Origin of the sequence: Limosilactobacillus sp., assembly GCF_041859915.1 — a bacterium.
In the GTDB taxonomy this organism is placed as follows: Bacteria; Bacillota; Bacilli; order Lactobacillales; family Lactobacillaceae; genus Limosilactobacillus.
Map to the genome: position 1 here is coordinate 1 of NZ_JBFLGB010000011.1, position 25,790 is coordinate 25,790.

At 42.8% G+C, this 25,790-nt stretch carries 25 protein-coding genes and 1 pseudogene; 12 read left to right on the forward strand and 14 right to left on the reverse strand.

What is annotated here, in order from left to right; translation table 11 throughout:
- Positions 1-130: 130 nt before the first annotated feature.
- Positions 131-502 (reverse strand): annotated as a pseudogene (locus ACEYV4_RS02905) (hypothetical protein); the annotation flags it as partial.
- 221 nt (positions 503-723) lie between these two features.
- On the opposite strand from ACEYV4_RS02905, the gene ACEYV4_RS02910 reads away from it, so the two are divergent.
- The gene (locus ACEYV4_RS02910; RefSeq protein WP_373841940.1) at positions 724-1,836 is read left to right on the forward strand and encodes an acyltransferase family protein; all 1,113 of its coding nucleotides are present in this window, start codon (positions 724-726) and stop codon (positions 1,834-1,836) included.
- A 222-nt stretch (positions 1,837-2,058) separates the two neighbouring features.
- Here the strand turns inward: ACEYV4_RS02910 and ACEYV4_RS02915 are convergent, their stop codons facing one another.
- On the reverse strand, positions 2,059-2,787 hold the full coding sequence (locus ACEYV4_RS02915; RefSeq protein WP_373841941.1) for a GntR family transcriptional regulator: 729 nt from the start codon (positions 2,785-2,787) through the stop codon (positions 2,059-2,061).
- Positions 2,788-2,920: 133 nt separating this feature from the next.
- Here ACEYV4_RS02915 and ybaK point away from each other — a divergent pair, with 133 nt between their 5' ends.
- The 4 genes from ybaK to ACEYV4_RS02935 all read left to right on the forward strand — a co-directional run bounded on the left by ybaK (position 2,921) and on the right by ACEYV4_RS02935 (position 7,042).
- Positions 2,921-3,427: a Cys-tRNA(Pro) deacylase gene (gene ybaK / locus ACEYV4_RS02920; RefSeq protein ID WP_373841942.1), complete on the forward strand. Its 507-nt coding sequence runs from the start codon at positions 2,921-2,923 to the stop codon at positions 3,425-3,427.
- A gap of 78 nt (positions 3,428-3,505) precedes the next feature.
- Positions 3,506-4,942: a C69 family dipeptidase gene (locus ACEYV4_RS02925; RefSeq protein WP_373841943.1), complete on the forward strand. Its 1,437-nt coding sequence runs from the start codon at positions 3,506-3,508 to the stop codon at positions 4,940-4,942.
- 147 nt (positions 4,943-5,089) lie between these two features.
- On the forward strand, positions 5,090-5,929 hold the full coding sequence (locus tag ACEYV4_RS02930; RefSeq protein ID WP_373841944.1) for a TIM barrel protein: 840 nt from the start codon (positions 5,090-5,092) through the stop codon (positions 5,927-5,929).
- 3 nt (positions 5,930-5,932) lie between these two features.
- Positions 5,933-7,042 (forward strand): AI-2E family transporter, encoded by a 1,110-nt coding sequence (locus ACEYV4_RS02935; RefSeq protein ID WP_373841945.1) that lies wholly within the window; start codon positions 5,933-5,935, stop codon positions 7,040-7,042.
- A gap of 56 nt (positions 7,043-7,098) precedes the next feature.
- Here ACEYV4_RS02935 and ACEYV4_RS02940 read toward each other — a convergent pair whose 3' ends face one another.
- From ACEYV4_RS02940 to ACEYV4_RS02965, 6 genes are all read right to left on the reverse strand, one after another.
- Complete coding sequence (locus tag ACEYV4_RS02940) at positions 7,099-7,722, reverse strand: pyridoxamine 5'-phosphate oxidase family protein (RefSeq protein WP_373841946.1); 624 nt, start codon at positions 7,720-7,722, stop codon at positions 7,099-7,101.
- 18 nt (positions 7,723-7,740) lie between these two features.
- Positions 7,741-8,478: a B3/4 domain-containing protein gene (locus tag ACEYV4_RS02945; RefSeq protein ID WP_373841947.1), complete on the reverse strand. Its 738-nt coding sequence runs from the start codon at positions 8,476-8,478 to the stop codon at positions 7,741-7,743.
- Positions 8,479-8,490: 12 nt separating this feature from the next.
- Entirely contained in the window at positions 8,491-8,943 is a 453-nt protein-coding gene (locus ACEYV4_RS02950) for a MarR family winged helix-turn-helix transcriptional regulator (protein WP_373841948.1), read from the reverse strand.
- Positions 8,944-9,057: 114 nt separating this feature from the next.
- On the reverse strand, positions 9,058-9,588 hold the full coding sequence (locus ACEYV4_RS02955; RefSeq protein WP_373841949.1) for a DUF1836 domain-containing protein: 531 nt from the start codon (positions 9,586-9,588) through the stop codon (positions 9,058-9,060).
- A 9-nt stretch (positions 9,589-9,597) separates the two neighbouring features.
- Positions 9,598-10,077, reverse strand: a complete 480-nt coding sequence (locus tag ACEYV4_RS02960; protein ID WP_373841975.1) for an NAD(P)H-binding protein — start codon at positions 10,075-10,077, stop codon at positions 9,598-9,600.
- A 69-nt stretch (positions 10,078-10,146) separates the two neighbouring features.
- Positions 10,147-11,013 carry a multidrug ABC transporter ATPase gene (locus tag ACEYV4_RS02965; protein WP_373841950.1) on the reverse strand — a complete coding sequence of 289 codons (867 nt, stop codon included), beginning with the start codon at positions 11,011-11,013 and terminating at the stop codon, positions 10,147-10,149.
- A 180-nt stretch (positions 11,014-11,193) separates the two neighbouring features.
- On the opposite strand from ACEYV4_RS02965, the gene nrdI reads away from it, so the two are divergent.
- Positions 11,194-11,661, forward strand: a complete 468-nt coding sequence (nrdI, locus tag ACEYV4_RS02970; RefSeq protein WP_373841951.1) for a class Ib ribonucleoside-diphosphate reductase assembly flavoprotein NrdI — start codon at positions 11,194-11,196, stop codon at positions 11,659-11,661.
- A gap of 114 nt (positions 11,662-11,775) precedes the next feature.
- Here the strand turns inward: nrdI and ACEYV4_RS02975 are convergent, their stop codons facing one another.
- A complete protein-coding gene (locus ACEYV4_RS02975) occupies positions 11,776-12,216 on the reverse strand; it encodes a VOC family protein (protein WP_373841952.1) in 441 nt (146 codons plus the stop codon).
- A 176-nt stretch (positions 12,217-12,392) separates the two neighbouring features.
- Here ACEYV4_RS02975 and ACEYV4_RS02980 point away from each other — a divergent pair, with 176 nt between their 5' ends.
- Positions 12,393-13,574, forward strand: a complete 1,182-nt coding sequence (locus ACEYV4_RS02980; RefSeq protein WP_373841953.1) for a CynX/NimT family MFS transporter — start codon at positions 12,393-12,395, stop codon at positions 13,572-13,574.
- A gap of 56 nt (positions 13,575-13,630) precedes the next feature.
- On the opposite strand, the gene ACEYV4_RS02985 is transcribed toward ACEYV4_RS02980, so the two are convergent.
- On the reverse strand, positions 13,631-13,954 hold the full coding sequence (locus ACEYV4_RS02985) for an ArsR/SmtB family transcription factor (RefSeq protein WP_373841954.1): 324 nt from the start codon (positions 13,952-13,954) through the stop codon (positions 13,631-13,633).
- 29 nt (positions 13,955-13,983) lie between these two features.
- Complete coding sequence (locus tag ACEYV4_RS02990) at positions 13,984-14,547, reverse strand: cadmium resistance transporter (RefSeq protein WP_373841955.1); 564 nt, start codon at positions 14,545-14,547, stop codon at positions 13,984-13,986.
- Positions 14,548-14,820: 273 nt separating this feature from the next.
- Between ACEYV4_RS02990 and zwf the strand changes: the two genes are divergently transcribed.
- The 3 genes from zwf (at position 14,821) to ACEYV4_RS03005 (ending at position 20,159) form a co-directional block, all read left to right on the forward strand.
- Entirely contained in the window at positions 14,821-16,302 is a 1,482-nt protein-coding gene (zwf, locus tag ACEYV4_RS02995) for a glucose-6-phosphate dehydrogenase (protein WP_373841956.1), read from the forward strand.
- 168 nt (positions 16,303-16,470) lie between these two features.
- The gene (gndA, locus tag ACEYV4_RS03000) at positions 16,471-17,907 is read left to right on the forward strand and encodes an NADP-dependent phosphogluconate dehydrogenase (RefSeq protein WP_373841957.1); all 1,437 of its coding nucleotides are present in this window, start codon (positions 16,471-16,473) and stop codon (positions 17,905-17,907) included.
- Between the two features lie 296 nt (positions 17,908-18,203).
- Positions 18,204-20,159 carry a glycoside-pentoside-hexuronide (GPH):cation symporter gene (locus ACEYV4_RS03005; RefSeq protein WP_373841958.1) on the forward strand — a complete coding sequence of 652 codons (1,956 nt, stop codon included), beginning with the start codon at positions 18,204-18,206 and terminating at the stop codon, positions 20,157-20,159.
- A 250-nt stretch (positions 20,160-20,409) separates the two neighbouring features.
- Here the strand turns inward: ACEYV4_RS03005 and ACEYV4_RS03010 are convergent, their stop codons facing one another.
- Positions 20,410-20,874 carry a universal stress protein gene (locus ACEYV4_RS03010; protein WP_373841959.1) on the reverse strand — a complete coding sequence of 155 codons (465 nt, stop codon included), beginning with the start codon at positions 20,872-20,874 and terminating at the stop codon, positions 20,410-20,412.
- Between the two features lie 209 nt (positions 20,875-21,083).
- On the opposite strand from ACEYV4_RS03010, the gene ACEYV4_RS03015 reads away from it, so the two are divergent.
- Positions 21,084-21,539, forward strand: a complete 456-nt coding sequence (locus ACEYV4_RS03015) for an Lrp/AsnC family transcriptional regulator (protein ID WP_373841960.1) — start codon at positions 21,084-21,086, stop codon at positions 21,537-21,539.
- 75 nt (positions 21,540-21,614) lie between these two features.
- Here ACEYV4_RS03015 and ACEYV4_RS03020 read toward each other — a convergent pair whose 3' ends face one another.
- On the reverse strand, positions 21,615-22,898 hold the full coding sequence (locus tag ACEYV4_RS03020) for a cation:dicarboxylate symporter family transporter (protein WP_373841961.1): 1,284 nt from the start codon (positions 22,896-22,898) through the stop codon (positions 21,615-21,617).
- 230 nt (positions 22,899-23,128) lie between these two features.
- Here ACEYV4_RS03020 and ACEYV4_RS03025 point away from each other — a divergent pair, with 230 nt between their 5' ends.
- A complete protein-coding gene (locus ACEYV4_RS03025) occupies positions 23,129-24,706 on the forward strand; it encodes an amidohydrolase (protein WP_373841962.1) in 1,578 nt (525 codons plus the stop codon).
- 62 nt (positions 24,707-24,768) lie between these two features.
- On the opposite strand, the gene ACEYV4_RS03030 is transcribed toward ACEYV4_RS03025, so the two are convergent.
- Positions 24,769-25,761 carry a LacI family DNA-binding transcriptional regulator gene (locus ACEYV4_RS03030; RefSeq protein WP_373841963.1) on the reverse strand — a complete coding sequence of 331 codons (993 nt, stop codon included), beginning with the start codon at positions 25,759-25,761 and terminating at the stop codon, positions 24,769-24,771.
- Positions 25,762-25,790: the final 29 nt, after the last annotated feature.

Sequence of the window (25,790 nt, forward strand, 5' to 3'; positions counted from 1 at the left end):
CACCATTTCTAGAATTGCCGGAATTCCAGCCGCTTCTTGCATAAGGGTCATAGCCCAAAAAGGCAGTTATAAAGTGCTTGAACAGTTTAGCCATCCCGTTTTCATCCTGAGTAAATTGAGGATAAATTTCGGTGTATGAGCCGTCCAGGTATGAGTTGTTCATCATAACCTGGCCACCGTGACCGGAACCTTCGATGTAGAACATGTTCAGGTTGTACTTCTTAATTACCCGGTTCAGGTGAGCATAAATAAAGTTCTGTGGAACAATTGTACCCCAGTGACCAATTGGCTTTGGCTTAACGTCAGAAGCCTTCAGTGGCCGCCGTAACAGTGGGTCGCTCATTAAGAACAACGTACCAGCTGAAAGGTAGTTTGCTGCACGCCAGTAAGCGTCAACGCTTTCCAAGTATTGCTTGGAATCGTAATCTACTGCCATTCTAATAAACACTCCTTCTGAATAAATAAATACGTTCGTTTGCTTCAAACAACTAACGTAAATCATTCAATTTACATCTTTTATAATAAACGCTTTTTATTTAAAGTCAACCTTTTTGAAAATTGATACGGTCCAATTATTAGGCCTAAACTTCAACTTTATTATTTTTTATCTGCGTTTTTCGTTCAACTGTCTAGCAAGCAAACACTAATTCGCTATGCCTAAAAAACGTTATAATAAATCTTTGAAGAATTTTTATTCAATTAAAATAAGGGAAGTGTCAATTTTTGCAACAACTCGGTTCAGCAAGTCAGGCCGATATTGGTGACTTTGAAAAGATGTTTGCGGTCACCACGGTGATGACCCAATCGGTGCTCTCGTTCTTAATGGCTGACCATCCCGCCGTTGGTCAACAATTTTTCCTAGGCGGACTTTATGAAGTCGTTAAATTCAGTGCCTCAGCTTTTATCTTTGGAATTCTTTTTTCTAGTATCCGGACTCACCCTAATGCTCGTCTAAAAGACTATCCCCATTTCATGAAAAACCGGTGGCACGTTCTTTTCGTCCCTTCAATCATCTGGACAAGCATCTATCTTTTAGTACTGCCCCAGCTTCAGCAACACGGCCATTACAATAATTTAAGCAGTTTTTGTTGGCAATTCATCAACGGTAACGCGGCACCCCACCTTTGGTACAACGTAATGATGCTTCAGTTTATTATTCTCATGCCCTTCTTCTGGGCCCTAGCGCGGTGGATCAACGGACGGTGGCAACGAGCATTAATCGCCGGGGTCGGGGCCCTACTCTTTGAATTGGCCTGGCGCCTCATCTATGTCAGTCAGGTTTTTCATGGGCCTAAAGCGACTAGCTGGTATATGTACGATCGAATTTTTCCTAGCTTTGTTATTTTTGCGGTTGGTGGAACAATTCTTTGGCAATGTTATCCCTTGTTAACACGACTGCTTCGCCAGCACTGGCTTACCCAGGTTAACATTTGGCTGGTCCTCTTCTACTACGTCACTCTTAACTTCTTTAATTACGGCCTCCCGGTTAAGTTGACTAACGCCCCATATTACTTACCATCAATGACATTTTATAATCTCGCTACCATTAGTTTGATTGCTACCTTAGCACTCTATCTTCAAAAGTTTCGTAACCAGTGGTTGCCGATGGTGCATTGGATTGCCCTCTATGCTCACCGAGCTTACCTTTCACATGTTTTCTGGCTCTATTGGTGCTGGAAATTAATGGCAAGTTGGCACTTACCATTGATGATCCTTTTCCCGCTATTAGCCTTCCTGACCATTGCCTTAGCCTTCCTATCGGCCTTTACTTTCCACTTACTTTGGGCTCGGTTCAAGGATCTCTTAGGCGTTCACCGTCACCTTATCAATGGTTAAAATTTTAAAAAGCAAAAGGGGCTGAGAATTAACTCAACCTTTCTACTGTTTTAAAGATGAAAATGTTATAGCGCAGTAGCTGGCTGGTAGTTCAAAAACTGATAAATCAGTTTTTGACCAACCTAGCCATCTTTGCGGAGGTGGAACTATGAACTGGACAAGCTAGTTCTGCCCCACTCTCTTTTTGTCTCTATTCAATTAATCTAAGAGCAGAACACTTAATCATTTCCGATTCAAATTAACAAAGGTACTGTATTTCATGTAACGATAATGAATCCGCATATTAGAAACTTCAAAGGGTGTCCCATCATCAAGGAAAAAGACCCCACCCATGATGCCAACCGGCTCAGTTGAACCTAATTTTAATAATGATCGATCCTGTTGATTAGAAGGCGCTACACTGATTGTCATGAACGACTTAGTTACCCGCTTCCCTTTATTTTTCTCTAGATAATTGAAAATTGAGCTATCAACAATTGCCGGTGACAACGTCGGAACAATCTTAATAGGAATAAAACCGGTCTCAATCATGAACGGTTGCTTATCAATTAACCGCAACCGTTTGATTTGGTACACAAATTCGTTATCATTAAGGAAGAGTTCCTCCCGAATATCCGCACTCGCAGGAATAACTTGGTAATCCAGTAACTTAATACTCTGCTTCTTGCCGTCGAGTTGAAAACTATCCGTTACTCCTAAGTTATTGCCTTCATAGTGAAAAAGTGACTGGTTCTTCAAATAAAGGGGATTGATAAAAGTCCCCGAGCCACGCTTTTTAAAGATAATCCCCTGCTGCGCTAAAACACCCAGGGCCCGTTTAATCGAGCTGCGGCTAACCCCATAATTTTCACTGAGGGTTCGCTCATCTGGCAGCCGCATTCCCGGATATTGTTTTTTTAGGATTTTCTGTTTTATATCGTGCATTACGGAGCGATATACTAAGTCTGCCATGTCATTAACTCCTCGGGCCAATTTAGTTTTACAATTAACTTTCGTCTTCTAGTATAACAGACTTGTTAAAAATTGGTACCTTATCAGTAAAAATTGGTCCGCCCCAGAATTTATAAAGAAAGGACACATAATAATGAGTAAAAAGAATAAAAAAAGCAAGTTAAAGAAAACTCAAGTTGAACAGATCCTCGATAAAAATAAGATTGCTTACCAACAGGTAGTATTCCCAACCCACCAGGATGGTGATGTTCGAACCATGTCCGTCGATCATACCGGTATTGATGAGCACCATATCTACAAGACCCTCGTTCTCTCTGGCCATACCACTGGGCCCTTAGTAGGAGTCGTCCCCATTGACAACCACCTTGATGAGAAAAAACTCGCTAAGGTTTCTGGCAATAAAAAGGTTGAAATGGTCCCATTGAAGAAATTGGTTAAGACGACCGGTTACGTGCATGGTGCTAATACCCCTGTTGGTATTTATGAAAAGCACCATTACCCGATCTTCATCGACAATGTGGCGAAAAAACAGGGTGAGATCTACGTTTCCTCTGGTAAAATTGGTCGATCAATTAAAGTTAACGCCGAAGCGCTGGCCAAATTAGTTCATGCTAAATTTGCTGACCTGGAACAAAAATAATGACGATTGACCCACTATTAAGCGCGGTTATAAAATAAAAAGTGTTACATTAGAAACTTAAGAAAGGTCTTGAACTAAATGAAGAAAAACCTATCTGCCTGTACCACCGTCCTGGTTGGCAAGGACGCCACCATTGATGGTTCTACCATGGCCGCTCGTAATGACGATACCTTTGGCCCATTAACGCCCCAACGGTTCGTCACCTATCCGGCTTACCACAACCATCCCAACCAGGTAAAAGCCTACCTCAATAAATGCGTGGTTGACCGACCAGCTGATGGTTACCGCTACCAGGGAACGCCAAACGTCAACTATGAAACAGAAGGGGTTTTTGACGAGAGTGGCTTTAATGAAAAAAATGTCGGAATGTCTGCCACCGAAAGTGTGTATGCCAACGAACGGGTTCTGGCCTGTGACCCCCTGAACACAACCAGTGGGATCAATGAAGACCTGATTGTTGCCACTACCCTTCCCTTCATTGACAGTGCCAAGGCCGGAGTAGCTTACCTTGGTCAATTAATTAAGCAGTATGGTTCTGCCGAGGGTAATGGGGTTATCTTCGTTGACAAAGATGATGTCTGGTATATGGAAATTGTTACTGGTCACCACTGGGTTGCTGAACGGATCCCCGATGATGCTTACGCAGTTACCGGAAACCGGGTTGCCATTCAGCAGGTTGACTTCGATGATCCCGACAATTTCATGTGGTCCGCAGGCATTCAAGAGTTTGTTGAAAAGAACCACCTTAATCCTGATAAACATGGTTGGAACTTCCGTCATATCTTCGGAACGGCCGATGTCTTCGACCAACATTACAATACACCTCGGCAATGGTATGGCCACAAGGTGTTAAACCCAGGTGTTAATCAGGACCCAATGGATTTTGACCTACCATTTATCATGCGGTCCAATCGACGGCTCACCTTAGCGGACGTCCAAAAGGTTCTCAGTAGCCACTACCAGGGCACCCCATATGATCCGCTAGGTCATGAAGGTACCGAAGAGCAACGTCATCTCTTCCGACCAATCTCACTTAACCGGACCCAGAATTCACATGTCCTGCAAGTTCGAAATGACCTGCCAGAAGCTGCTTCTACGATTATGTGGATGAGCTTCGGGATTCCTACCTTCACCCCGTACGTTCCATTCTTTGGTAATGCCGATGACATTGATGTTTCTTACCGGGAGACTCCTAAGAAGCTTAACATGGACCTTAAGAGCGCCTACTGGATGTACCGAGCACTTTCGATGATCGTTGAATCCCACCATGCCGAATTTGCCCAAGACGACCTTAACTACCTCAAGGATTCACGGGAATACTTCTACCGTTGGGTTAACCAGACCGCTCCCCAAGTCAAGGGAATGGCTGTCGGTCAAGCCAGTGCTTATTTGAGTAAGGAAACCCACCAAATGGTCGCCGAAATGGCTAAGCGGACCAAGGGCCTGATGGCTAAACTAATTATGCATGGCCTAGAACTATCTAAGTTAACTTTTATCATGGACAAGAATTTATAATTAAATTAATGAAGGACTAGGTGAAATTACTATTTTCCCTAGTCCTTTTTTCAAACATTCTCACTGATTAAAATTACGAGATTCCCGGCCGACCCCAGTAAAGTCTGCTATGATAAAAGTAGTTAGTTTATAAAGGAGATTTTAAACATGTTTCAACCCATGCTTGGTCTTAAAGGAAGCAGTGCCCGTATCCAGATTGATGACCGCCTGCAGCATCAACCATCTGTTTACGAATTTTTCACTGCCGCCAGTGACTTTACCCCAGATGGTTACCGTCGCCTTTACGATGCTGTCCAATACGTTCAATCTAAAGGTATCAAACACATTGTTCTTCACCACCCAATGAAGTTTCATGATTATCATTCCGAAGTGGTAGCACCGGAAAAGGATTATCCTGATCTCTACCGCTTCATTGAAACAACCACTGAACAACTGATCCGCCTCGGTCATGATCTAAATGTCCAAATCCTCGTCCACGGTGGCTATTCTGGGCCGGAAGTCCAACACATGGTTGATCTGTATCCAACTGTAGAAGATGCACGGCAAGCGGTTTACCAGCGGCTTGATCGCTTCGCTAATGAAGGTGGTCAACAGATTATGTTTGAAAATTCGATTGCTCCGGTCTTTGCTTATGGTCACCCCGACCAAGAAGACGAAATTCTGACTCACCATTACCGGCTTGCCTTTGATACCTCCCATTGTTTCATCGAACTTCATGGTGACAATGCCGGGCTTCAACGTTCGCTCAAGCACCTTGCACCCGCGGTGGTTCATTACCACCTCGTTGATTCGATGGGCCAAACTCACGATAGCCTACAATTAGGCTCCGGTAAAATCGATTGGGCGGGGGTACTCCCATTACTCAATCCCCAAGCAACCAGTATTTATGAGATTAATCTGCACAACCAGACCAATTGTCGAGAACAATTGGCTAGTCATGATTACTTGTTAAAAGTCTATCATCAGCTTCAATCCAAGAAAGGTTAATCCATGAAACTACACATCAGCCGACACCACCTTTCCCTGATTTTGGCACTGTTTATCCTCTTTTTAGCGATTAATTATTGGCCCGCGGTGGCAAAATTCATTACAACGATCATGTCTGCCGCCACCCCACTCTTGGTAGGGTGTGTCATTGCCTATCTTGTTAACCTTCTTCTTCGTCAATATGAACGCCTCTACCGAAAATTATTTTCTCAACCATGGGCCCGTCGTTACCAACGATTGTTTGGAATTGTTCTTTCCTACTGTTCAATTATCATTATTATCACCCTGGTCATCCGGTTGGTCATTCCCGAGTTAACTAGCTGCATCCGGTTGCTCTTTACCGGTCATAACCAATCACTAGGCAAGCTCGTCCATTTCATTCAACAGAATAGTTTGTTTAAGACGACCTGGCAACACATTGATTTACAGCACCTGGATTGGCAGAAGGTCGGTAAATTACTCGGTTATGGGGTAAATGGGACGATAAAGAAAATCATGTCAACCGCAACGTCAATTATTTCAACAGCTACGACCGCGATAATCGCCATTTTCTTTTCCGTTTACCTATTAATCTACAAGGAAAAATTAGCCCGGCAATTTTACCGGTTAATGGATACCTATTTCAAGAAAATTAAACAACCTTTTATGCACATTATTAAAACTTTTGACCAGAGTTATAGCAACTATATCGTTGGCCAATGTAAGGATGCTGCTATCCTTGGCATTGCCTGTTTTATCGGCATGAAAATACTGGGGATGCCCTACGCCTCCATGATTGGGGTGGTCACCTTCTTTGGGGCCTTAATCCCCATTATCGGGGCCATCTTGGGAGCCAGCATTGGAGTAATCCTGATTTTCGCCGTTTCGCCGTTCAAATCACTAATCTTTTTGATCTTCATCATTGTTCTTCAACAATTCGACAACCGAATTACCTACCCATTAGTCGTGGGCAAGAGCATTGGCTTACCAAGCGTCTGGGTCTTCGCCGCCGTTATCGTTGGTGGTGGAATCTCAGGTGTCCTGGGGATGATGCTAACCGTCCCACTTTTCGCAGCTATTTACAAATTAGTAGCCGAGGATGTTCAACGACGACAAACCACCAAAACTAAATAAATAAGTAAAGGGACTGAAAAGCAATACTTTTCAGTCCCTTTACTTATTTTATTTACTCAATTATCTTTTTGCGAAGCACTAGTAGAAGCATCGGTCTCTGACGTCGGGTCTAAATCCAGCTTAGCCGAATCATCTTTTACTACCGCACCATGTTCATAATGCTTACCATAACGTTTTTCAACCGGCAAGCCCAAGGCCGTTGACCATTCTGGGGTCGGATGGTGAACACGACCGGTAATACTAGTGACCTTAATTGCCCAGACAGCAACTGGCCCCATATCAGCTGGTGATAGTGCTAGCGGTAGTTCATTAACGTAGTGGTGGATTAAAGTCCGAATAGCAAACAGCTTTTCGGTTGGTTCTTTTAAACGCCGCGGAATGCCATTACCGATAACACTCATGAAAGACGGACTAAAATCGCCATGGGCATAAATCAAGTTTTCATGACCATGATCAGTCTCAAAACCAATCGATTGTCCCCGGTCAAGGGCAGTGGCCTTTTCACCATCACTAGTCCCGTGAACATAAATTGTGTATTGACCGTCAGGCCCTTCCTGGTAGCCATAGTGAACTGGAACCACATAACTCCCGCGGTCATTGGTCAGTCCCAAGTGAAGGATCTGACACTGATCCAAAATCCAAGAAATCTTTGCTTGATCATGAATGATATCTTGCCGCATTGCAGATTCCCCCTTATTTTATTTTAATTCATCCGGGACCACCGCTTCGGGGGCATCCTTAGTCAAATGAAAGATCTTAATTTTATTAGCATCAATTCCAAAGTAATGATTGATTAATCGGCCTAGTTCATTCATGGCATCATTAGCACGTTTAGCCTGTTCAGCATTAACGGATTCTATAACGGCCACAACATTTTTAGAATCGTCAGTCAACATCGTCCGTTGAGCATCCCGCCAGTTCAGGCACCGGCAGACCGCTCCTGCATCATCATACCAGCACACTTCACCAGGTAGGGTTGGCTCATCGTCTTCAGCCCCGACTGGACGAAAGGCTTGACCACCGTCGACTTTACCCAGGTGCATTGCTCCTTGAATATTATCACGGTCTTCCATCCCCACTGGTACCCCATAAGTCATTGAAACACTATTGTAGACATCAACCATGGGGTCAATTGGTTCAAACCGGTGTCCCTTGCTAGCCCGTTTTAATAAGGCTTCAACGGAGGAACGAACTCCTTTCTTCTTCTTAAATTGTTGGTAAGCCTTTCGCCATTGGTCAATCACCGGGTTCAAACGGAACGTCGGGTTAGTTAAAAATTGCTGGCCCGCTTTGGTTGCCTTATCCAAGAGCTGCTGTCGTTCTGCTACGTTCTTATCTGTACCGTGATTATCAATGCCACTGACATACATAATGTTAACCTGACCATCCGGGAAGAGTTCCCAAAAACTTGGATCGACTACTGTTTTATCCATCATCGTTAAAGCCTCCTAATATTTACGCTTGCCACCATGTTTCACCAGGTTCCAATCACCATCAATGTTATGACGAATTCGCACTAAGTAATCATGGACCTGTTGTGCTTCCGCATCACTAAAGCCCCGCAAGGCCACCGCATTGGAATGACGATTCTCTCGAATAATAAAGGGATAGATTGCCTTTCCTTTTTGAGTGACATATAAACGCTTAATCTTTTTATTCTGTGGATCATTTCGCCGCTCAATAAAGCCCTTCTCTTCAAGCTTTTTAACGGCACGGGCAATAGTGGTGCGATCGACCTTTATCAAATTCGATAATTGCTCAGAGATAATTCCGGGATGTTCGTAGATCCGCACGACATAGAGATATTGTCCCCGTGCCAAGCCGATCTGTTTAAATTCAATATTAGACATTGAGTCTAACGCTCGTTCAATCATTCCAATTTCCCTTAAAATATCGATCATCGATAAAAATCTCCTCACACATTATGCTACCACTTTTTGTTGCAATTGCAACAAAATTTAGAAATTAACAAAAAGAGTGGTACCACTTCATTCAATCACCACTCTGACATTAATTTAGCCTTTTTCAACTTTTAATGGTCGTTGCTGATGATGCATTTCGGCAAAAATATGCTCAGCTTTTAGGTGTGCCAAGACCGCATCAATCGCTGAACCTACTAGTTCTTGGCTACTAGCATCAAACTGGTTGCTTGCGGCTGCTGACTGGCCAGTCAATTTAGCTTCCAAAACGGCGACAAAGTGATCATAAGCTTGCTGAGGATAAGTACTAACGGTCACTTGAGCAATTCCCGCTCGGATATCATCAATATTGAAACTAACCTTAAAGAAGCCAATTAGAAGTAAGTCTACCAGTTGGTTAACTGCATATTTTTTCTTAATGGGTGCCTGAATAACTTTTTTCTTGACATAGTTATTAACCATGGCTTTCGTTAATGGCTCAATATCAAAATAAGCTAACTGTTCATTAACCACCGTCACTACCTGATCGACATAGAGACCTAAACTCGGCAACTCCTTCCACCGCGGCAAACGAACCTGCCGTAAATTTTGCTGCCAATGCTGGTAATCAGTTAATTCTTTCACCATGTTTTTCCCTCATTTCGTCTTTGGCATCACACCAATTGAATGGTTATCATAATGAGTCGTCGTCAGTGCCGTTTGCAGCACCCGGGCCAGCTGTTCATCAGTCACCGTCTGACCATCCATCTTCTGGCCCTCATCAACTATCTGAACTGGTTGTGTGCCTCTTGTAAGCGGTAGTGTCCGTACAATTACGTATGGTAATTCCAACTCATCAATCATCTTGATAGCGTACTGATGTGCCCACACAAATTGTTGTGCCTTCCTACCATACCATCGTTGCAACTGTTCCGGTGCCGCGTCATCGGCCGTTCCCGCCATCGAAAGCATCACAATCTTCCGTGGTGGAAATAATGACCGATCAACCAATTGCGCCAATTTTTGGACTTCATCATCAACCGGTTCATTAACCAAGGGTAACCAGCAAATAATATCACCATTTTCTAAATCTAGGTCAAAATTGCTGGATACCACCGCCGAATACACATTCTCCATCAACAATCGTGCCAATCGATCACGACGATGACTAACAATTACTACTCTTGTCATTCTATTCCCCCATTATTAATAGGCCATTAATTCATCCTCAACTGAGGCGTCCTCGATTCTGACATCCGTAATCGTACTTTTTTCCAATAGGGGTAGTAGGGCTTGGATATTACCCGTATATAAGAAGCGCGTTTCGTTTGGTGCTTCCTCCAATAGGTGGGCGCCCATTCGGACCGCTAATTCAACTGGCAAACCGGTACCAGTCACCGTTACCGTACAGTCTACCCCATCGCTAGCACGCAGGGGACGAACAGAGGTTAAGCGACTACCACTAAAGTAATAAATCACGTCAGCAAAGCGCATCATTGTGGAAACGTCATTACTTGTAAAGAGCACCAGCGAATTGGTTTTTTGAACATAATCCCGGAGTAGGCGCCCCATTGTCAACCGGGCCTTACCTGATAAGGTATCTAACCCATCTTCTAACATTACTATTGGTCGTCGTAGCGCTAAAAGAATGATCAGTTTCAATTCCTGACGCTGAATAGCAGTCAGCGTGGCCACACGATCATCAGCATGAATATCTAGTGACTGGGCCATCTGCAAGGTGGCTTTAAGCGATAAGGCGTTTGCTTGTCGTCGCAGGGCGCGTTTAATAACCTTCTCAACCTTGTGACCTCGTAATTCAATCATTGCAAGGCTAGCAATAATATTAGTACCATGATGATGCCGCAGATCCTTAACATTCTGATCATTAATCATAATACTACCATCCAGGATTTTGCCGTTCCCTATAACCAGTTGCTCGAGCGCGGTAGTTGCTCCTTGATCATTACTACAGATTGCAATCATCTGTGGTGATGCTAATTCCATCGAAACATTTTCAAGTTGGTCGCCCGATTTGGCCTCAAAAGTTAAATCATTTAACACGATCCTGCTCAATTTTGCTCCCCCCTCATATCACATTCCTAATTCTAATTTTAGCATTTTATGCTCATCAGCAAAGAACTTTTGGCCATTTTTTATCATTTATGGCTAACAGTTATCTGCTAACTGTAATCTTAGGTGTTGTATAATTAACTTGTTTCAAATCAATAGTTCATCTAAAAGGAAGAATACATAATGACACCAATCAATATCATTTATATTTCAATTGAAGGCAATACTCGTGCTTTTTTAAAACTACTAACCAAGTATGCACAACAGCAACATGCTCTCAATCCAGAGAACCCCCTCATTAAGGCCAAGGAGATCAGCGATCAGACAATTCCGGCTAAGGAAAAGCAGCCCTTCTTTGTTTTCGTGCCAACCTATTTAACCGGTGGTAATGGTATTGATTCTGGCTTTACTGAAATCATGACTAATGCTCTCGGGGAATATATTGCGGATGGTAATAATGCTCCTAAGTGTATTGGGGTAGTCGGCAGCGGCAACCGTAACTTTAATGAACAATACTGCCTAACCGCCCGTAAGTATGCCAAGCAATTTGCTGCACCATTCTTAGCCGATTACGAATTACGCGGTACCAACCAGGATGCCGAACGTATCTATGACATTCTCAAGAAACGATGGTCAGCGGTTAATGCTTAATTGCCTAAAAATTAGTATTTCCAAACACTATTAAAGATAGATAAAAAAAGGGTTAGTAAGAAATTTTCCTTACCAACCCTTTTTAGCATCACGATAATGGTCAAAATATCATTACTAATTCTGTGTATTAACTCCGGCCGTAATTAGCCAGGTAATTCCATATTTATCAACAATTTGTCCCATTTGACTATTCAATACCCATTCACCAAAGGGTACCGTTACTCGCTGATTGTCAGACTTAGCTAGACGATTGAACAATTGCCGTGCTGCTTCAACATCATCAGCAAAGTTCAGCATGATTGAGATCAGGTTTGATGTTTGAGGAGTCCCCATCGTTGCATCAGCACAGATAATTTTTTGCCCAGCAATAGTAAACTCACCACGTAAGGTTGTTTGCTGCAGATGTTCACTGTCTGTTGGCATTCCGAGATTTTCGGCCTGCTGAGCATTTAATGGCTGATGGAATGTAATTTCCGCTCCAAAGTCTTGGGCGTAATATTTCATCGCCTTCTTGGCGTTTTTAAACGTGAGGTACGGGTATATTTTTGTCGTCATGATCTTCCTCCGTAGCATTCTTCATCGTTGATTATATGGTTTTCACTTATTGGCGTCAAATTTTGACTAACTGGGAAGCTGTTTCTTTCATTATTCAATCGCGACTAAAAATGCTTTATGCTATAATAATCTTGTTTGGCTTAGTTTAAGGTTTTACTTAATTTAAATATGAAAGGATGGATCTTGTGAAAAAAGTAAAGAAACACAGCCCCTTCCTACTTCTGGGGCTACTCCTGCTCGGCGTCTGTATGCGCATGCCAATTACAGCCATCCCCTCGGTAATTAAAGAAATTGCCCACACTTTTAGCGTGGCCCCAACTAGTCTGGGAATTCTAACTACCATTCCCCTGCTTTGTTTCGGCCTTCTCTCAGCACTTGTCTCCTCAATTGCTCGTCAAATTGGCAATGAATTAACACTGGAAATTGCGATGGTATTAATGTTTATCGGCTCCTATCTTCGGATCCTCAACTTTACTTCTTTAATGGTCGGAACCATTATGGTAGGAATCGCCATTACTTGTATCAACGTCCTCTTGCCTGCCATCATCTCAGATAAATATCCCACGAGGATCGGTAGTGTTACTGGAATGTACAATACGGCGATGACGCTGTTTGCAGCCATTGGTGCTTATGCAATCACGCCAATTACTCACCAAAGCAGTTGGCAAGTAGCCGTTACAATCATCAGTGCAATTGCTCTAATAACGGCCATTGTATGGTTACCCAATCTCAAATACAACGAACGGGTTACTAAACAAACAGCCAAGCAAACAACCACAGGTACTAACATGTGGAAAAAGATGGATGCTTGGTGGCTACTCCTCTTCTTTGGTGGACAATGTTTTGTCTTTTACAGTATCGTTGCCTGGTTACCATCAATTGCCATGGATGCCGGGTTAACCAGTAACCAAGCTAGTTTGATTGCGGGATTACTTCAACTCTTCTCAATTCCATTTGCCTTCCTGATTCCGGTCATTGCTACCAGGATGCACAATCGCCAGCCGATCATGCTTTTTGCCGGGATCGTCTCAATGCTAGGAACATTGATGATGTTCTTCCACATCGGTTCATTTGCCTACTTCTGTGTCGTTGCCTTATTACTCGGTGCCGGAACTACGACTACTTTTGTTTTAGCAATGACGCTGTTTGGGCTCAAAACCAAGAGTGCTGCCGACACCCGTAATCTTTCCGGAATGGTTCAATCCATTGGCTACCTGATCTCCGCCCTAGGTCCGGTCATTGTCGGTAACCTTAACGCACAGACCCACAATTGGGTTGCCAGCCTTATCGTCATTATGATTGCGGCCTTCTTCTTTACCGTTTGTGGAGTGCTTGCTGAACGTCACCAATACATTTAAATATCAACAAAATAAGAAGTAAGATAGGATTCGTTTATCGATTACTGTCTTACTTCTTATTTGTTGGGATGAGGTTCATCGTTGATTTCATGACGGACGTGATTAAGCATACCATCAGTCATTTCCACTATATGTGGATCATCAAGGGCATAAAAAACTCGTGTTCCTTTTTTATGTCGACAAACTAGTTGGTAACGATACAAAATTCCTAATTGCTTAGAAACAATTGGTTGGGCCAATCCCAGATCATCTACTATTTGAGAAACAGCCACTGCTTTCTCTTGATAGCGAAGATAATACAGAATCATTAACCGAGTATTATTTCCCAATACCTTATAAATTACTGCCGCTTCATCAAGCAAATTATGGGCTGGTAACAATAGTTAAATCCTCCTTTGCCTTTTAATTATTATATCAAGTTTAGAAGGTGACTAAATAACCCACTATCATAAAAAACATATAAGCCAACACCGATGTAAACAACTTTCATTAATCGGTCTCCATACTTACTCATCACTTGCTTAACTATCGAGCGAGTTCCCAACCACTTAACCAGTAAAACAGCTAAAATCGTAAGCAGTACTACCAAGATCAAAGTAGTAATAAAGCTTGAACCACGTTGATCCATCAATACTGGTAAAAAAATTGAAAGATTACACCCAGAGCAAACTGCCAAATAAGTTACAAAAGTAGCAACAATTGGGTGATAGCCTTGACTTCTTTGCGCTGACTCATCGCTATCATGAATAGCCATATAAATTGGCAAAACGCCAAGTACTCCCAAGACCCATTCAGGCAAAAAGTCATTTAAAGCTCTGCCAATTAACCAGCTGATGGTTAATAAAAGAATTACTCCACTTGTATAACCAACGATGACATCATGAGTAGGGTAACGATCCAATAAAAATAATAAAATAAAAAAGAAATCTAGGTTAACTGCAATGAACGTTATTACTATTAATGTATAATTCATCGAATTACTCCTAATATACCAGAATTTGAATATTATCTTAATAAAATTATATTCAAAATATAATATATTATCAAGAATAATTTTTCGATTTAGACCACTGATTGTCAAGCGGTTAGCAAAGTGTGATCATAGCGCCTTTCGACTCTGGTATTCCATTTCTTATTTCTCCTTTTGATCAAAGAAAACGGTTCCTTTTTTAATGCAGAACCATCATAAAAAGTATATAATTGTGGCGTTATAGAATTTCTGAAATATCAGAAGGAGTGAACATTTTTGGCTACAGAAAATAAAGCTGTCATTACGTTATTCGGGGCAACTGGTGACCTGGCTAAGCGGAAGTTATACACCGCCCTCTTTAAACTCTATCAAAAGGGCTATCTGGCTGACCACTTTGCATTGCTGGGAACCTCACGTCACGAATATAGCGACGAAGAATTTCAACAGGTTGTTCGTGATTCCATCAAGGATGTCAAGGAGACTCATGCAGGTGAAGCAGAAGCCTTCTCTAAGCATTTCTTCTACAAGGCACATGACGTTACGAAGCCTGAACACTATGCTGCATTAAAGAAACGGATCATTGAACTGGACAAGAAGTTTGGTACTAATGGTAATCGTCTCTTCTACATGTCTATGGCACCACAATTCTTTGGTACCATTGCCATGAACTTAAAGAAGCAAGACCTGTTAAGTGATAACGGCTTCAACCGACTAGTCATTGAAAAGCCATTTGGTCGAGACTTTGATTCTGCCAAGAAGTTAAATGATCAGTTGTCGAAGACCTTTAATGAAAACCAAATTTTCCGGATTGATCACTACTTGGGTAAGGAAATGGTTCAAAATATCCAAGCTTTGCGGTTTGGTAACACAATCATTGAATCACTCTGGAACAACCGGTATATTGACAACATCCAAGTTACCTTAAGTGAAAAATTAGGGGTTGAAGAGCGGGCTGGTTATTACGACAATTCTGGTGCCCTGCGTGACATGGTTCAAAACCACATTATGCAGATTGTTGCCCAATTAGCCATGGAACAACCAGTTTCCTTTACCGATTCTGACGTTCGGGTAGAAAAGATTAAGGCTCTGCGTTCTCTGCGGGTCTACACTCCATCCGAAGCCGCTGCTAACTTTGTTCGGGGCCAATACGACGCCGGTAATGGTACAGAAGCTTACCGGGACGCTGATGGGGTTGATCCAAACTCTGGAACTGAAACCTTCGTGGCGGCCAAGCTTTTGTTCGATAACTATCGCTGGTCTGGTGTGCCATTCTATGTACGGACTGGTAAGAAGTTAGCCGACAAGTTCACTCGAATTGATGTGGTCTTCAAGAAGCCACTGATCGATATTTTCGCCGATCCACGGAACGAAAGTGACCAATCATTGAACTCCAACGTTTTGACGATCTTTGTTGAACCAAAGTCTGGCTTTGCTCTGCAATTAAATGCTAAGCGGGCAGGCCAAGGCTTCGTCACTCAGCCGGTCGACCTAAGTTACCTGCAAAGTGATTCTGACAAGAAGGAAGCTCCAGAACCATACGAACGACTCTTCCACGATGCTTTGGAAGGTAACCACACTAACTTCGCATCATGGGCCGAAATTGCCTATGCTTGGAAGTTTGTTGACGTTATTCGTAAGCTTTGGGACATTGAAAAGCCACAATTCCCTAATTACACTCCTGGTTCCATGGGACCAGCTGCTTCTGATGAATTGCTTGCTCGTGATGGTCGTAAGTGGGTTTACCGACTTAACCACTAATAAACTTTTTAATTTTCAAATACTTAGAAATAATCTTAAAACTGGTAAGAAGCTTAAGTTTCTTACCAGTTTTTCTATTTATAGGTGTTTTCCTTTGCAGTCTTTTCAATGCTTGCTATAATAGTAACTGTGAATTTAATCACAAATTTTATGAGGAGCGTGAATTTAATGTCTGATCAAAAAGCACAAATTGGTGTTGTTGGTTTAGCAGTCATGGGTAAAAACCTGGCTCTGAATATTGAAAGTCGCGGTTTTACCGTCGGTGTTTATAACCGTCACCGCAACCGGACGGACGAAATGATGAAGGAACACGGCGATAAAAAGCTTATTCCAAGCTACACCATTAAAGATTTTGTCGACTCACTGGAAAAGCCACGACGAATTTTAATGATGATCAAGGCCGGTAAACCAACTGATGCAGTTATTGACGAACTCTTACCACTACTCGACAAGGGTGATGTATTAATCGATGGTGGAAATACTAACTTCCACGATACGATGGCCCGCAACGCCAAGCTTGACAAGTCCGGCATTAACTTCATTGGTATGGGTGTTTCCGGTGGTGAACTGGGTGCCCTTCACGGTCCAGCACTCATGCCTGGTGGCCAAAAAGAGGCCTATGACCTGGTTGAACCAATTCTGACTCAAATTGCTGCTAAGGCTAAGGAAGATGGCAAGCCATGTGTTACCTACGTTGGCCCTAATGGTGCTGGTCATTATGTCAAGATGGTTCACAATGGGATCGAATATGGTGATGAAGAGTTAATTGACGAAAGTTACAACATCATGCGGAATGTTTTGAAGATGCCAGTTGACGATATCGCCAAGACCTTTGCCGAATGGAATAAGGGTGAACTGTCATCTTACTTGGTTGACATCACCGCTGACATTCTGACACGCAAGGATGACATTGGTGACGACAAGTCCAAGCCAATCGTTGACATGATCCTAGACCGTGGTGCCAATAAGGGTACTGGTAAGTGGAGCTCCGAAACTGCCCTCGAAGGTGGTGCTCCACAATCCGTAATCACTGAAGCCGTTTATGCTCGTTACATTTCCATGATGAAAGACGAACGGGTAGCCGCAAGCAAGGTTTTGCCAGAAGTTACCGACGCTCCAGCCATTAAGGATAAGCAAGCAATGATTGAAAAGATTCGTCAAGCTCTCTACTTCGGCAAGGTAATGTCCTATGCCCAGGGCTTCGAACAAATGCGGATCGACTCAGAACGATATCACTGGAACCTGAAGATGGGTGAATTAGCCCAGATTTGGCGTGCCGGTTGCATTATTCGAGCTCAATTCTTACAAAACATTACCGATGCCTTTGATAAGAACCCAGACCTGAAGAACCTTCTCCTTGATGATTACTTCAAGGACATTGCTAAGAAGTATCAGCAAGCTATTCGAGACGTGGTTGCCCTAGCCGTTAAGGCCGGTGTCCCTGTTCCGGCTCTTTCTGCTGCTATTTCTTACTACGACTCTTACCGGGCAGCCGTGGTTCCTGCTAACTTACTACAAGCTCAACGTGATTACTTTGGCGCTCACACTTACGAACGAGTTGATCGGCCAGGTAATTATCACTACACTTGGTACAAGGAACAATAAAATAATTAATTTAACACTTCATTCTAGTGGCCATCATCAAACGGTGATGGCCACTTTCTTTATAAAATTTACTATTCTTTTTACCGTTAGCTGATTAAAGAAGGCCCAACAATCATCTTTTCCCTCAATAATTAGCTTTTTAAAGAACAATCAAAGAATTTGTGCACCATTACACGGCAAAAATTATCCTGTAATTTCGTAAAACTTTACTAAAAAATTATTGACATCTTTAGTGAAAACGCTTACCATATCAATTGTAAGTTATATCAAAGTTGTTGCAGAAAAGAGGAGTCAATATGGATAATTCAAAGCAAGAGCAACATGTTGTCCGCTCGCGTATTGCCTATTCGCTAGGGGCATTCGGACATGATGCTTTCTTTGCATTACTTTCTACCTACTTTATGATGTATGTTACCGGTCACCTATTTGATTCTGGTAACAAACATTTTGATAACCGCATGGTCGGCTATGTTACAATGATTATTCTGATTTTGCGGATTGGTGAATTAGTTATTGATCCAATGATCGGAAACGCAATTGACCGGACCCACACCCGCTGGGGTAAGTTTAAGCCATGGGTTGTTGGCGGTGGTGTTATCTCCGCTATCCTATTAGCTGTTCTGTTTACGCCAATGGGTGGCCTGAACCTCACGAGTCCATATCTTTATTTAGTTCTATTTGCTATTATTTATATCATTATGGACGTGTTCTACTCCTTTAATGATGTTGGCTTTTGGTCAATGATTCCGGCAATGTCATTTGATTCACATGAACGTGATAAGATTGCTACCTTCGCTCGGGTTGGCTCAACCATCGGTGGCCAGATCATTGGTTTCGTGATCATGCCAATGGTTCTGTTCTTCTCCATCAAACAAAATGGTGGAACTGGTGATGACCGTGGTTGGTTTATTTTTGCTGCTATTGTCGCTGCAATTTCCGCTATCACCGCAATTGGTGTGGGAATGTTTACCCACGAACAACAATCATTACTTCGTGAAAACAAGGAACAGACTAAGTTCAAGGACATTTTGAAGATCCTGGTTAAGAATGATCAGCTTCTTGCAATTGCGATGTCTTACCTGTTCTTCACTACTGGTCAGACTTTACTAAATAGTTTTGAACTATACTACTTTACTTATATTTTAGGCAACTCACGGGCCTTCTCCATCTTAGGTGGTCTGAACACAGTTGTCGGTGTTATCTCTGTCTTTGCCTTCCCACTCTTCTCTGGTAAGATTGGTCGTCACAAGCTATTCTATGGTGCCGCTTCGCTTGAAGTCCTTGGTGCTATTATCTTCGCCTTTGCCGGTAAATCATTAGTAATGGTTTTGATCGGTGCCGAATTATTCTTCATTCCACAACCAATTATCTTCCTGGTTGTTCTAATGACTATTACCGACTCTGTTGAATATGGTCAATTGAAGTTAGGTCACCGTGATGAATCACTGACTTTATCCGTACGGCCATTGCTTGATAAGTTCGGTGGTGCGGTTGCTAACGGTGTTGTTGGAATGGCTACTGTGGCTGCCGGTATGACCGGTGGTGCTACCGCGGCTACTATTACCGCTCACGGCGTTACTGTTTTTAAGATCTACATGTTCTTAATCCCAATTGCCTTAATTATTGTTGGTATCATTATCTTCGCTCTGAAAGTTAAATTGGATGAAAGTTCCCATGATAAAATCGTGGCTCAACTTGAAAAGACCTGGGGTAAACACCTTGGTGATACTGATAGTGATGATACTCAAGCCACTGCTCAACCAGCACCGCAACCAGGTGTTACCGAAATCCCTGCACCAGTTGCTGGTACCTTAGTTAACCTCAAGGACGTTAGCGATTCAGCATTTGCCAATGGTAGCATGGGGCAAGGATTTGCTTTGAAGCCGACAGATGGTAAAGTTTATGCACCATTTAGCGGAACTGTTCGGGCAACCTTCTCCACTCGACACGCGGTTGGCTTAGTTTCCGATAGCGGTGTTGCACTGCTTATTCATATTGGAATCGACACTGTTAAGTTGCACGGTACTGGTTTCGTTACTTACTTCACCAAAGGTCAACACGTTGACAAGGGTGATGAATTAATGGAATTCTGGGACCCAACCATCAAGAAAGCCGGGCTCGATGATACCGTCATCGTTACCGTCACTAACAGTGAGGAATTCGACTTTAACCTGCTGATGAAGGCGGGCGACAAGGTCACTTCAAAGGACAATGTTTTGAAGGTTACTAAGAAGGACCTTGAAAACAAATAATTGTCACTGCTAACAATTTAAGCGCACGACAGGAAAATTAACTCTTGCCGTGCGCTTTTTGTGTTGTCATCAAAAAAGAGAGTGGGACAGAACTAGCTTGTCTAGTCCGTAGTCCCACCTCCGCAAAGAGGGCTAGGTTGGTCAAAGACTGATAAATCAGTTTTTGAACTGCCAGCCAGCTACTGCGTTCTTTAAAACAGTAAAGAGGTTGAGTTGATTCCCAACCTCCTAATTTATAACTTAGTTAAATTTATTTGGCTTTGTCTACATCAGTCCGAACAACTAAGACATCTACCGGAGCATTCCGTTTAACGTAAGAAGTAACGGATCCCATAACAGCTCGCTGCATTCTGGACAGACCTGAAGCTCCCATAATAATCATGTCGTTATGGTGATCATGAATAAAGTCAAAGGAAATGATTGTCTTTGGGTTCCCCAACCGAATATGGATATCCAGGTTATCAAAGTCATCCTTTGCCTTAGCGGACTTCATTAAGCCGTCTAAGTAGTCCTTAGACTTATCAACTAATTGGTAGGCGATACTGCCGTCAGACATGCCAGCAAAATTATAAGCCATTGCCCGCGTATCAATGACGTTTAAAATGTCAATATGTGCACCATTCCGCTTAGCAACAAAAATTGCACGGTGTAAAGCTAATTCGGATTCCTTTGAACCATCAACGGGTACTAAAATATTCTGATATTCTTGATCCATAAATTTGAGCCTCCACTTCAAACAGCTTTTATATATATTGTAACATTAATTATATCGTATACGTAACTCTAGTTAGCTAATCGGTTTACTTTTTTGAAGATTGACTTTTCTTGTAAAATCTCCTACAATTTGAAAGTATATTAAACAATGATTAAAAAATTAGTATTTTATAATATTTTTAAACATTGTTACGAGTGAGGCTAATCTTTATGGATAAAATCGATCGTAAAATTATCAACCTATTACAAAAAAATGCCCGGGCCTCATTAAAAGACCTTTCTAAGAAGTGTTTTATTTCTTCACCAGCTATTGCTGCCCGAATCACTAAGCTAGAACGTGCCGGTATTATTACTGGTTATCACTCTAGCATTGATATGGAAAAGATTGGTTTTCACGTTAAGGCCTTCATCCAGGTTCAGTTAGAGCCACGACAAAAGCAAGAATTTTATCCTTATGTTCAAAGTATTCCCAACGTAATTGAATGTAACTGTGTCACTGGTGATTATTCAGAAATCATGGAAGTGGTTTTCCCCTCGACTACTAATTTGGATGATTTTATCAACACCATCCAACAGCGATTCGGCAAGACCAGTACCCAGATTGTCTTTAGCACAAGTGTTAACCACCGGGGAGTTGAACTACAGGCTCCCCACCAAGAAGAATAAAAAATAAAGCGGTTGGTAAGAGGATCCTTGCCAACCGCTTTTTTAGCACTAGTAAGATTAAACCAGTTTTCTTACTTACTTCTGCTTACCATAAGTATCCAAATATTTATTATATTGTTGGCGATCTAACTCGCCCTCAGACTCACCGATTACCAGGGTAGCAATGGAGTTACCAACCACGTTAACCGCAGTTCGTCCCATATCGACAAAACGATCAATTCCAGCAATGAAGGTCAATCCAGCCATCGGTACACCAATTGTAGACACCGAAGCTAGTAGGACCACGAAGGATGCGCCAGGTACGCCGGCCATCCCTTTACTGGTGATCATCAGGACAACCAACAGTGTAATCTGGTGAACTAGCGTCAAGTGCAAACCATAAGCCTGTGCCAAGAATATAGCGGCTAATGATTGGTAAATTGCTGATCCATCAAGGTTAAAAGTATATCCAGTGGGGATAACGAAGGAAGTAATTCCCTTATTGACCCCCATCAAATGGGTCTTGCGTATTAACCGCGGTAAAGTTACTTCTGAACTGGCAGTCGTAAAGGCCAGTACGATTTCTTCAAAGATCACGTGCATTGTCTTCCAGTAACGCAAGTGAAAAATATGGGCGGTAATCCCTAAAATCACGATGATAAAGATTAGCATTGTCGTATAGGCAATCAGGATAAAGTAACCGAGGGGCAAAAGTGCCTTTAATCCCATCTCGGCCACCGTCATGCCGATCAAGCCGAAGACACCGACTGGGGCAAATTTCATGACCCAATTGGTAACCTTAAACATTACTTCGGCGACCCCGTTTAAAACGTCAATCAGGATCTTAGCCTTTTCACCAACCGCTGCAATTCCTAATCCAAAAAGAACCGAAAACAGAATCACGGGCATCATATCGCCGTCCGCCATTGACTTAAAGATGTTAGTGGGAATAATCGATAGAAGCAATGGCCAAAAGCCACTATTGTGTGCGGCGGTCTTGGCAGTTGCCATATACTGCGAGATATTTGTCGCGTGCAGGTCATGGATATTGATAAAGGTACCGGGGTGAGTCAGATTAGCCATCGTAATCCCTAGAATTAAGGCAATGGTCGTTAAGACTTCAAAATAAATCAAAGTCTTACCACCAATTCGTCCGAGCTTTTTAATATCACCAATGTTAGCAATCCCCACCGTCAGGCAAGAAACCACAATCGGCATAACGATCATTTGAATCAACCGAATAAAAATAGTTCCTAGGCTTTGCATTGCTACAATGGCATTCTGATGATGGTAGGCCAGAACCCCACAGATAATTCCGAGAACCAAACCAATCATAATTTGCCAACCCATACTAAGTCGACTAAAACGGTAATGTTTCACTTTTCACCCAACCTCTCAGATAATCTTGTTCTACTTTAGCACATTTTTAAATTATTTTCGTCAAATTTTGAAAATTTGTTGTTAAAAGCCGAACACTGATAAAGATTATTTTATACTGCATTCACTTTTTATTTTGCACAAGTGAAAGCGGTTTATTTTTAGCTGAAATAAGGTAGAATTATTCTTAGAAATATAATCTTAATTCTCTAAAGAAATGAGGCTATGTCATAATGGTAACTACTTACGTTAACGGTAAAATTTTCCTTGGCACTACTGAAAATGGTTTCGGTGATTCCATGATTATTGAAAATGGCAAAATCAAGGCTAGTGGTAACCACCTCACCCCAGAAGGCAGGGTCGTTGATTTGCATGGTCAAACCATCCTACCTGGTCTAATCGATTGCCACACCCATCCTAAATATATTGCCGACGCCCTTCACGGAACTGCTTGTACCCCACCAAACGTCAATAGTATTAAAGAGATGCAGGCTGCCCTACGACAATCACCGAGTTATGGTAAGGGTCCGGACACCTGGATTGAAGGCTGGGGATTCGATGAAACCAAGCTAGCCGAACACCGAAGCCCCAACCGTGACGACCTCGATGCTGTTTCTACCGACCAGCCAATCTTTATCTACCGGTCAGATTGCCACTCTTCCGTTGGCAATTCTAAAGCTTTGGAATTAGCGGGGATTGACAAAAGTACCCCTGATCCGGTCGGTGGTAAGATTGAGCATTTCGCCGACGGCCGCCCAACCGGTTTTATGCGGGAAGTGGCAGCTAGCCAATTATTGATTCGGGCTAAGTCAGCGCAAAGTTACCAGACCGACATAACTAACATGATCAATAGTTCCCACCACTACCTCGCTAATGGTCTCGTCGCGATTGGTGAAATGATGGGGCGAATGAAGCCTTACACCTCGCTGAAACTTTACCAGGACGCCGTCAAAGCAGGGTTCGCTCCCAAGGTATCTATCTACTACGTTTTCGATGAACTCGACTCCCATAAGCCACTCAGGCCTAGTGGTGACCAACAACTTCGGGTTGCCGGCATTAAGGTCTTCATGGACGGCAGCATTTCCGGTGAAACGGCCTTTAACAAGGAGCCCTACCCTTCTGGGAAAATGGGGGTCAGCTTGACCTCAGTAGCTAAGCTCAAGCAAGAGGTCGCCTTTGCTCGACAAAATAAATTACAAATTGCCATCCATGCCATGGGAAACGCCGCCGTTCAACGGGTAATCAACGTTACTAAGGACTTACATCCCTGGCTCACGGGCATGCCATCTGTTCGGATCGAACACGCTTCATTGATGACAGATGATATGTTTGCTCAAATCAATGCCAGTCCGATGAACTATGCTTTAGTTACCCAACCAATTTTCTATTTTGCCGAGGATGAATCTTACCGCAATTACCTTTCTCCGGCTCAGTTCAAGACCGCCTACCGCGTCAAGACAATGCGTAATTCATCCGCCTTACTAGGATTAAGCTCTGACGCCCCTTGTACGCCATGGGCAGAGCCTGATAGTCCTTTCTATAGTATCTATGCTGCCGTCACTAGGAAAGCCGCCAACGGCGATACAGTGAACCCTGAAGAAGCAATCACGGTTCCCCAAGCAATTCTCGGTTATACTCGAGATGCAGCTAAGATTGGCGGCTTTACTCAAAATGGGACACTGGAAGCCGGTAAAGACGCTGATTTTGTAGTTTTGAACAAGGACATTTTCACTGTTGCTCCCAAAGAACTTCCTACCGTCAGGGTTGCTGAAACATGGATCGGTGGCCAAAAGGTTTATTCAAATAAATAATTTTTCATTCAAAACAAAAAAGCCTCATCCACAATTAACGTGGATGAGGCTTTTACATTAAGTTACTTAGTTGTCTGACGCTTAATCAGGTGAGTCCCGACAACCGTCTTGCATGGGTCATTATCTGGATTTTGCAAACGTTTAATCATCATGTCTACGGCTGCGTGAGCCATTTCATCAGTGGCAACATGCACAGCTGACATACTTGGGTAAACATATTTAACCAATGCAGTGTCGTTAAAGCTAATCAGCGATAACCGTTCAGGAATCTGAATTTTGGCTTCCTGAACCGCCTTCAAAGCACCAACCGCCATCGGATCATTAGCAATAAAGATCCCGTGAGGCAGTCGGTCACCCAGATCAGCGATCGCCCGTTTCATTACCTGGTAGCCGGACATCGAGGTGTAGTTGCCGGCAAAGATAAATTCGGGGTGGTACAGGTTTCGCTGGCGCAAGTCACTTTCAAAGTAAAACCGCCGTAAATCAGGAACAATTTCGTTATCAGTAGTCTTTTCTGTTCCAGCCAGCATGCCAATATCCTCAATCCCCTCGTTAAGAAATTCGGAGATCACCGATCGAACCGCATTTTCAAAATCAGGGACAAGGCAATCATAACCAGCCGCCAGACTATCATAATCAACAAAAACAATATTAGGAGTCACCAGGCGCAACTTCTTAACTTGGGAATTACTAAATTTCCCAATTGCAATAATACCCGTCACATCTTGGGGAATATCCTCCATATTATTTTGATAGATGGGCACCGTCTGCAATCCCTTTTGTTGGGCAGAGCGCTCAATCTCCATCCGAATCGCCATGTAATAAAGGTCATCTAGCTCCTGGGTCAGTGAATACCACTGAACAACTGCTATTTTTTGCACCCGGTTGCTTTGCGTCCGCTTATGTTTGGTGTAGTTAAAGCGTTCTGCAGTATCCAAGACCCGTTGTCGCGTTTTCTCATTTACGGAAAGGGTCGTATCATTATTCAAGATTCGTGAAACGGTAGCAATAGAAACCCCCGCTTTATTTGCAATATCTCGTAGCGTAACTGCCATCTTGTTTCTTCGACCCCTTCCGCAATATT